We start from the raw sequence: 7,118 nt of genomic DNA, 5'->3' as shown, positions 1-7,118 counted from the left end.
TGGGGGGTCGTACGACCGGTCCGATTACGACACGTACCAACCGGCTACGGCCCAACCTAGTAAGTAGACTTCGTTCCCGTGTACCCGACGAACGCGGACGGAAGGAACGATTTCGTGCGTAGACGGCGTCTCGCGCCCCTGTTGACCGTCAGTGTCACGGCAGCACTGGCTCCCGCGCTCGCCACCGGGGCGGCCGAAGCCGCCGAGGCCGGCGCCGCCCCGGCGTCCGCCGCTCCCTCGTCCGCCACCGCGAGCGCCCTGGACCGGTATCTCGCGCAGAAGCCGGCGTGGCGGCGGTGTCAGGCCGATCTGCCGGCGGAGTACCAGTGCGCGACGATCAAGGTGCCGCTGGACTACCGGGCTCCCCAGGGCAAGCGCATCACCATGGCCATATCCCGGATCAAGAGCACCGCACCGGACAAGCGGCACGGTGTCCTGTTCTTCAATCCGGGCGGCCCCGGGGGGCCGGGGCTCGACATGCCGCTGTACATGAAGGACACGCTGCCCGAGGCCGCACAGCAGAAGTACGACCTGATCGGCTTCGACCCGCGCGGAGTGGGCCGGAGTTCGCCCGTCACCTGTGATCTGGAGCCGGAGGAGGAGAACTGGCTGCGGCCGTACAAGAAAGCGACGTTCGACAAGGACGTGGCCTGGGCGCGTGACGTCGCGCGCAAGTGCCGTGCCGCCTCGGGCGACACGCTGAGGCACATCACCACGCGCAACACGGCCCGGGACATGGACCTGCTCCGGGCGGTCCTCGGCGAGAAGAAGATCTCGTACTTCGGCTACTCGTACGGGACGTACCTCGGCTCCGTCTACACGCAGCTGTTCCCGGCGCGGGCCGACCGGGTGGTGCTGGACAGCGCGGTCGATCCGGCGCGGGCCTGGCGGGGGATGATCCAGTGGTGGGCGGAGGGTGCCGAGCCGGCGTTCGACCGGTGGACCGAGTGGGCCGCCGCGCGGTCCGCCCAGTACGGCCTCGGTGACACCCCGAAGAAGGTCGACCGGACGTTCTGGAACCTGGTCCGGCAGGCGGACGAGAAGCCCATCGAGATCGACGGGCAGGCGTACACCGGCGATGACGTCCGGAGCATGATGCGCGGCGCGGTCTTCAGCGTGCAGAGCGGCACCGAACTGGTCGTGGAGCTGAAGAAGGCCGCGGCCGGCGAGCCCGCCTCGGCGAAGAAGTTCCCGGCTCCGGCCGGAACGGCGCGCCTGGCCGCGGGCTCCGACGTCCCGCCCGACAACGGCACCGCCAGCTTCTGGGCCGTGGTGTGCAACGACAACTCGGCCGCCTGGTCCCGCGATCCCGAGAGCTACCGGCGGGACGCCATCGCGGACAAGGGCCGCTACCCGCTCTTCGGGGACTTCGCGTCCAGCGTCAAGCCCTGCGCGTTCTGGGACAGGTCCGCCGAACCGGCCACCGTCGTGAACAACAAGGTCCGTTCGCTGGTCGTGCAGAACGAGTGGGACCCCCAGACGCCGCTGCCGAGCGGTCAGGCCCTGCACACCGACCTGAAGGGCTCGAAGATGCTGACGGTCCTCGGCGGCGAGGGGCACGGGGTCTACCCGAGCGGCAACGCGTGCACCGACGGCAAGGTGACGGACTACCTGGCCACCGGCAAGCTGCCGGCGAAGGACGTGACCTGCCGGGCGACGCCCGGCTCGGACGCCGACGCCCGGAAGGACCGGAAGCGGGACGTGCTCCCCGGGGCCCCGCTGCCGCAGCGCTCCCCGGACCGCTTCTGACCGCGGACCGGATGACGCACACCGGACGGGGCGGGACCTCTTGCGGGTCCCGCCCCGTCCTCGCGCCCGCGCTCACGGCGTCGGCCGTGGCCCGGTAGCCGTCCGGGCACGGTCGACGGCCACCGCGATCCCGTCGAGGACGCATTCGAGGCCGAAGACGAAGTCGTGGTCGCTCACCGGGTCGTCGTACGCGCCGTCGGGTGCCGCCTCGAAGGTGCCCGAGGAGAGGAGCAGCGCCGTCTGCGGGAAGCGCTCCGGGGTGATGAGCCGCGCCAGGCTCCTGGCGTAGGCCCGCTCGGCCTCCTCCTGGCTCAGGCCCGTACCGCTCCTGCCCTGCGCGTGTTCCTGGACGAGCAGCGAGACGTGGCGTACATAGCCGCTGAGCAGGGTGAGGCTGCCGACCTTCGCGGCCCAGTCGAGTTCCGTTCCGCTCAGCGCGCCCAGACCCGCTTCCATCCAGGCGATCTCATGCGGTCCCGTGGGCGGCCCGGCGATGGGGAGGCGCGGGAGCCAGGGGTGGTGGTGGTTGACCAGGCGCTGGGCGACGGCCCACTGCCGCAGTCCCGCACGCCACTCCTCCGCGGCGGTCCCAGCGGCGGTCGCGGCGGCGGTCGCGGTGTCGGGAGGGGAGCCGAGCGCCAGGTCCCGCATGAGGACGAGGAGCTCGTCCTTGGACCCGACATGGCGGTAGAGGGACATCGGCGAGACGCCCAGCTCCTTCGCGATCCTGGGCAGCGTGGCGCCCGGCAGCCCGTCGCGGTCGGCCAGTTCCACCCCGGTACGCACCACGCGCTCGGTGTCGAGCGCGGCGGGCCGGCCGAGGCCCGAGGCCGGGGCCGGGAGCCTCCACAGCCGGACCAGCTCGGCGGGCACCTCGTCCCGGTCGGCCGACATCGCGCTTCTCCTTCTCGTGCCTCGGTCTCTCACCAGGTCCATCATGGCGCACGGCCACTTAGTTTTCCTAATATAGATTATGCCTTATACTAAGCGGCCGGAGGGTGGCGCGGACCTGCCCGCGCCCCTCGTCGCCCATTGGGCCTCCTCACAGGACGGAGAGATCCAGGTGTCAGCCATCACCCAGACCCATCCCCCGGGCCCCGCACGGGGCCCGGTCCACCGGACGGAACGGGCCCTGGCCCCCGACCTGGCCCGTGGCTCCATGCTGCTGTTCATCGCGCTCGCGAACGCGGCGGTGTTCACCTTCGGCAACCAGCCGGGCGCCGAGGCGTCCCCGCACGGCTGGGAACGCCCGTTCAACCTCGCCATGTTCGTCTTCGTGCACGCCCGCGCCTATCCGATGTTCGCCATCATGTTCGGCTACGGACTGGTGCAGCTGACCCGCCGTCAGGACGCGCAGGGCGCCGGGCCCGGCGCGGCGCGCTCGGTGCTCCTCCGGCGCAACGCATGGCTCATCGCCTTCGGCCTCATCCATGCCGCGCTGCTCAACTTCGGTGACTTCCTCGGGGCCTACGGCATCGTCGGCATCCTCTTCACGCTGCTTCTCCTGCGCCGCGGTGAGCGGGTGCAGCGCGTCGCGCTCTGGCTGTGGGCCGCTACGGCGGTGTACACCGCCGTACTGGCGGGTGTGGCCGGGTACCGCGCCGCCACCGGCGCGCCGGGCTCCGCCCCCGTTCCCAGCGGCGATGTCGATTCGCTCTCGGCCCCCGACTACGCCACCTCCGTGGCCGACCGGCTCGGCGAGTGGCCGGTCCACACGCTGAGCGTCCTGCCGTTCATCGTGATCGTCTGGCTGGGTGCCTGGGCCGCGCGCCGGGGCGTACTGGAGGACCCGGCCGGCCACCGGCGCCTGCTGATCCGCACCGCCGTGATCGGGCTCGGCATCGCCTTCGCGGGCGGGGTGCCCATCGGCCTGGTCAGCGCGGGATTCGTGCACGTCGACGGCCCCACCGCGGACGCGTTCCTGACACTGTACGAGGTGAGCGGCCAGTTCGGCGGCCCCGGATACGTGGCGCTCTTCGGACTCCTCGCCCTGCGCCTGTCGAAGGCCCGCTCCGGCCCTCGGTCGAAGCTCCTGGTGCGGATGGTGACGGCCTTGGGGCAGCGGTCGCTCAGCGGCTACCTGTGCCAGTCCCTCGCCTGGGTGCTCCTGCTGTCCCCCTTCGCCCTCGCGCTCGGGGAGCGCACCGGCAGCCCGACGCTCGCCGCGTGCCTGAGCGCCGTCCTGGTCTGGCTCGCCACGCTGACCGGCGCCCATCTCCTCCAACGCCGCGGGCTTCCGGGGCCCGCGGAGAAACTGCTGCGGAGGCTGACGTACGGGCCCCGGCCGTCCGGCAGTGGTCCGGTGGCCCGGTAGGCCCGTGGTCCGGCCGTCCGATAGCCCGTAGTCCGGCTGTCCGATAGTCCGGCTGTCTGGCCCGGCAATCCGGCAGCCCGGCCCGGCAGCTCGGCCGTCCGGCAGCCCGGTCTCCCCTGCTGCCGCGCCGGTCTCCGGCCCCGGGCGCTGGTCTCTAGCCCCGGGCACCGGTCTCCGGCCCCGGGCACCGGCCCCCGACCCCGAGCACCGGTCTCTGATCCCGGGCGCCAGTCCCCGGCCCCGGGCACCGGTCCCCGACCCCGAGCGCCGGTCCCTGACCCGGGCACCGGTCTGCGGTCCCGGGCGCTGGTCTCTAGCCCTGGGCGCCGGTCTCTGATCCCGAGCGCCGGTCTCTGATCCCGGGCGCCAGTCCCCGGCCCCGAGCGCCGGTCCCTGGTCCCGGGCGCCAGTCCCCGACCCCGGGCACCGGTCCCCGACCCCGGGCGCCGGTCCCTGACCCGGGCACCGGTCCCTGACCCGGGCACCGGTCTGCGGTCCCGGGCGCTGGTCTCTAGCCCTGGGCGCCGGTCTCTGATCCCGAGCGCCGGTCTCCGACCCCGGGCACGGTCCCTGACCCCGGGCACCGGCCCCGACCCCGGGCACCGGTCTCCGGCTGCCGCCCGCCGCTGCGCCACTTGGCGCGCCGCGCTGCGGGCGGCCCCGCGGGCGCCCAGGGCGGCACGCCGGTCAGGCCACGCGGTGCCGTCCCAGGCGCCGCAGCAGCCGGTGCATCGCCGCCGCGGACTCGGTCATGGCGGCCAACGAGCAGGACTCGTCCGTGACATGGGCCTGATCGGGGTCGCCCGGCCCGTACACCACCACCGCCGGACCGCCGAGCCGGCCGGTCAGCACCGAGGCGTCGGTGAAGTAGGTCGCGTACTCGGCCGGGCCGGCGGAGGAGCCGGGCGCGAGGATCTCCCGCGCCTCGGCCGCCGCTGACGGGTCGGTGGCGACGCCCGGCAGGTCCAGCAGCCGTTCGAGGCGAATGCCGTCGCCGCACAGCCGGGCGATCTCCGCGATCGCCTCGTCCCGTCCGAAGCCGGGAACGGTGCGCACGTCCAGCCGCATCTCGGCGTGGTCCGGCACCAGGTTGGGCTGCTCGCCCGCGTGGAACGTGCCGATGTTGACGGTTGCCGGGCCGTGGGTCGGGCTCACCGGCCAGCCCTGGTGCCCGTGGATCCTGACCGCCGCCGCGGCGAGCGCGGCGACGGCGTTGCTGCCCAGCTCCGGACGGGAACCGTGCGCGGAGACTCCGGCGGCCGTCGCGGCGAGCCACAGGACGCCCTTGTGCCCGAGGACGGTCCGGTTGCCGGTCGGCTCGGCCACGACGAGCAGGTCGGTGGGGGTCAGTGACGCCTCGTCGATCAGTCCGGCCCCGTCGCAGCCGGTCTCCTCGCCGAAGGTGAGGATCAGCTGCACCGCGGTGTCCCGCGGGCTTTCCCGGGCGGCCCGTACCGCCGCCTCGACCTGGCAGGCGACGCCCGCCTTCATGTCGCTGCTGCCGCGGCCGAGCAGCCGGCCGTCCCGCAGCTCCCCGCTCATCGGGTCGAACGACCAGCCCGACGGGTCGGCGGGCACGGTGTCCAGGTGGCCGGTGAAGGTGACTGGCACCCGCGCTGCCGCGGGCCCGAACCGGGCGACGACGTTGGCCCGGCCGGGGATCGGCTCCTCGACCCGGACCTCGAACCCGGCGCCGTCCAGCCGGTCCGCGACCAGTGCGGCGGCCGGTGCCTCCCGGCCGCCCCGGGTGTCGATCCGCACCAGTCGGCGCGCGAGGTCCGTCGCACCGCGCCATGCGTCCGCGTCGTCCATCGGGGTCCTCCTTCGGTGATGAGGTTCGTGGTGAGGTTCGCGGTGAGGTTCGTGGTGTGAGGCCCCGTCATGCCCCTTCCGGGGGCGCTCCCGTGGCCCGGGTGCTGTCGCGCACCACCAGGGTCGGCACCAGGGAGATGTGCGCATGCGGGCCGCGCTCGGCCTCATTGGTCCGGCCCGCCGCGGCCAGCAGCCGTACCGCCTCCGCCGCGATCCGGTCGCGGGGCTGGTGGACCGTGGTCAGGGCCGGCTCGGCCAACCGGGAGAACTCGATGTCGTCGTAGCCGGTCACCTGCACCTTTCCGGGCACCGGGAAGCCGTGTGCCCGGCAGGCGCGGGTGGCCCCGAGCGCGATCAGGTCATCGGCGCACACGATCGCGTCCGGAAGGCCGCCCTCGGCGATCAGCCGGGCCACGGCGGCCTCGCCCCACTCCACGCTGTAGTCCCCGAGCAGCACCTGATCCGGTCTCACCTCGATGTCCAGCTCCTCGGCGCGCCGCCGGAACCCGGCGAACCGCTGCTCCGTCGAGGAGTGCGTCATCAGGGAGCCGATGAAGGCCGCCGACCGCGCCCCGCCCTCGTGGAGGTGGTCCATGACCTGCCGCATCGCGGCGACGTCGTCGACGCCCACCCAGTCGGTGGTGGTGCCGTCGACGAACCGGTCGAGCTGGACGAGCGGCAGCCTCTCCGCGGTCTGCTGCACGGCGGGCCGGCTCTCGGTGCCGTGGCTCGGGCTGACGATGATGCCGTCGACGTTGCGCGCGACGAGCGAGGCCAGCCGGCGGGCCTCGATCCGCGGATCGGAGCGCGCGTCGCACAGGAACAGCTCCTTGCCCTCCTTCCCCAGGGCGTGTTCCACGCTTTCCACCAGGGAGGTGAAGAACGGGTTGGTGATGCTGGGCACGACCATCCCCACGGTGTCGGTACGGCTGTTGCGCAGTGCCCTGGCGATGACATTGACCTGGTAGCCCAGGTCGTCGGCGGCGCGGCGGACCTTGCGTTCGACCGCGGCCGAGACCTGGCCACGGCGGGAGAGCACCCGCGACACGGTGGCGGTGGAGACACCGGCACGCTCCGCGACCTGAGCGATCGTGACCCGTTGCAATCGATTACCTTCCTGCCGGGAAACCTGGCCGTCACATGCCGCGCACAGCGATGTGACCTGGCGTATTGGGCAAGCATAGAGCCTTGACACGGCACCCGGCCGCTGCCTACGGTCCACCGCAACCCAGCTGTAATCGAT

5 protein-coding genes are annotated in these 7,118 nt (G+C 73.1%); 2 read left to right on the top strand and 3 right to left on the bottom strand.

The annotated features are described in order from the left end of the window. Positions 1-114 precede the first annotated feature (114 nt). Positions 115-1,749 carry an alpha/beta hydrolase gene (locus tag AXW62_RS21055; protein ID WP_060945908.1) on the top strand — a complete coding sequence of 545 codons (1,635 nt, stop codon included), beginning with the start codon at positions 115-117 and terminating at the stop codon, positions 1,747-1,749. A gap of 72 nt (positions 1,750-1,821) precedes the next feature. Here AXW62_RS21055 and AXW62_RS21050 read toward each other — a convergent pair whose 3' ends face one another. Continuing rightward, the gene (locus AXW62_RS21050) at positions 1,822-2,643 is read right to left on the bottom strand and encodes a TetR/AcrR family transcriptional regulator (RefSeq protein ID WP_060945907.1); all 822 of its coding nucleotides are present in this window, start codon (positions 2,641-2,643) and stop codon (positions 1,822-1,824) included. A 169-nt stretch (positions 2,644-2,812) separates the two neighbouring features. Here AXW62_RS21050 and AXW62_RS21045 point away from each other — a divergent pair, with 169 nt between their 5' ends. Continuing rightward, positions 2,813-4,063, top strand: coding sequence for a DUF418 domain-containing protein (locus AXW62_RS21045; RefSeq protein WP_079115718.1), 1,251 nt, complete (start codon positions 2,813-2,815; stop codon positions 4,061-4,063). Between the two features lie 687 nt (positions 4,064-4,750). Here AXW62_RS21045 and AXW62_RS21040 read toward each other — a convergent pair. Together AXW62_RS21040 and AXW62_RS21035 are read right to left on the bottom strand one after the other, a co-directional pair. Further along, positions 4,751-5,875, bottom strand: coding sequence for a M20 family metallopeptidase (locus AXW62_RS21040; RefSeq protein WP_060945906.1), 1,125 nt, complete (start codon positions 5,873-5,875; stop codon positions 4,751-4,753). Between the two features lie 67 nt (positions 5,876-5,942). Continuing rightward, entirely contained in the window at positions 5,943-6,980 is a 1,038-nt protein-coding gene (locus AXW62_RS21035) for a LacI family DNA-binding transcriptional regulator (protein ID WP_060945905.1), read from the bottom strand. Positions 6,981-7,118 lie beyond the last annotated feature (138 nt).

Source organism: Streptomyces hygroscopicus subsp. hygroscopicus, assembly GCF_001553455.1.
GTDB lineage: Bacteria > Actinomycetota > Actinomycetes > Streptomycetales > Streptomycetaceae > Streptomyces > Streptomyces hygroscopicus.
This window is presented reverse-complemented; position numbering and strand designations above follow the sequence as displayed.

Excerpts from the sequence above, each read along its gene's own strand:
- AXW62_RS21050 (WP_060945907.1), bottom strand. The coding sequence starts at position 2,643 with ATGTCGGCCGACCGGGACGAGGTGCCCGCCGAGCTGGTCCGGCTGTGG.
- AXW62_RS21040 (WP_060945906.1), bottom strand. The coding sequence starts at position 5,875 with ATGGACGACGCGGACGCATGGCGCGGTGCGACGGACCTCGCGCGCCGA.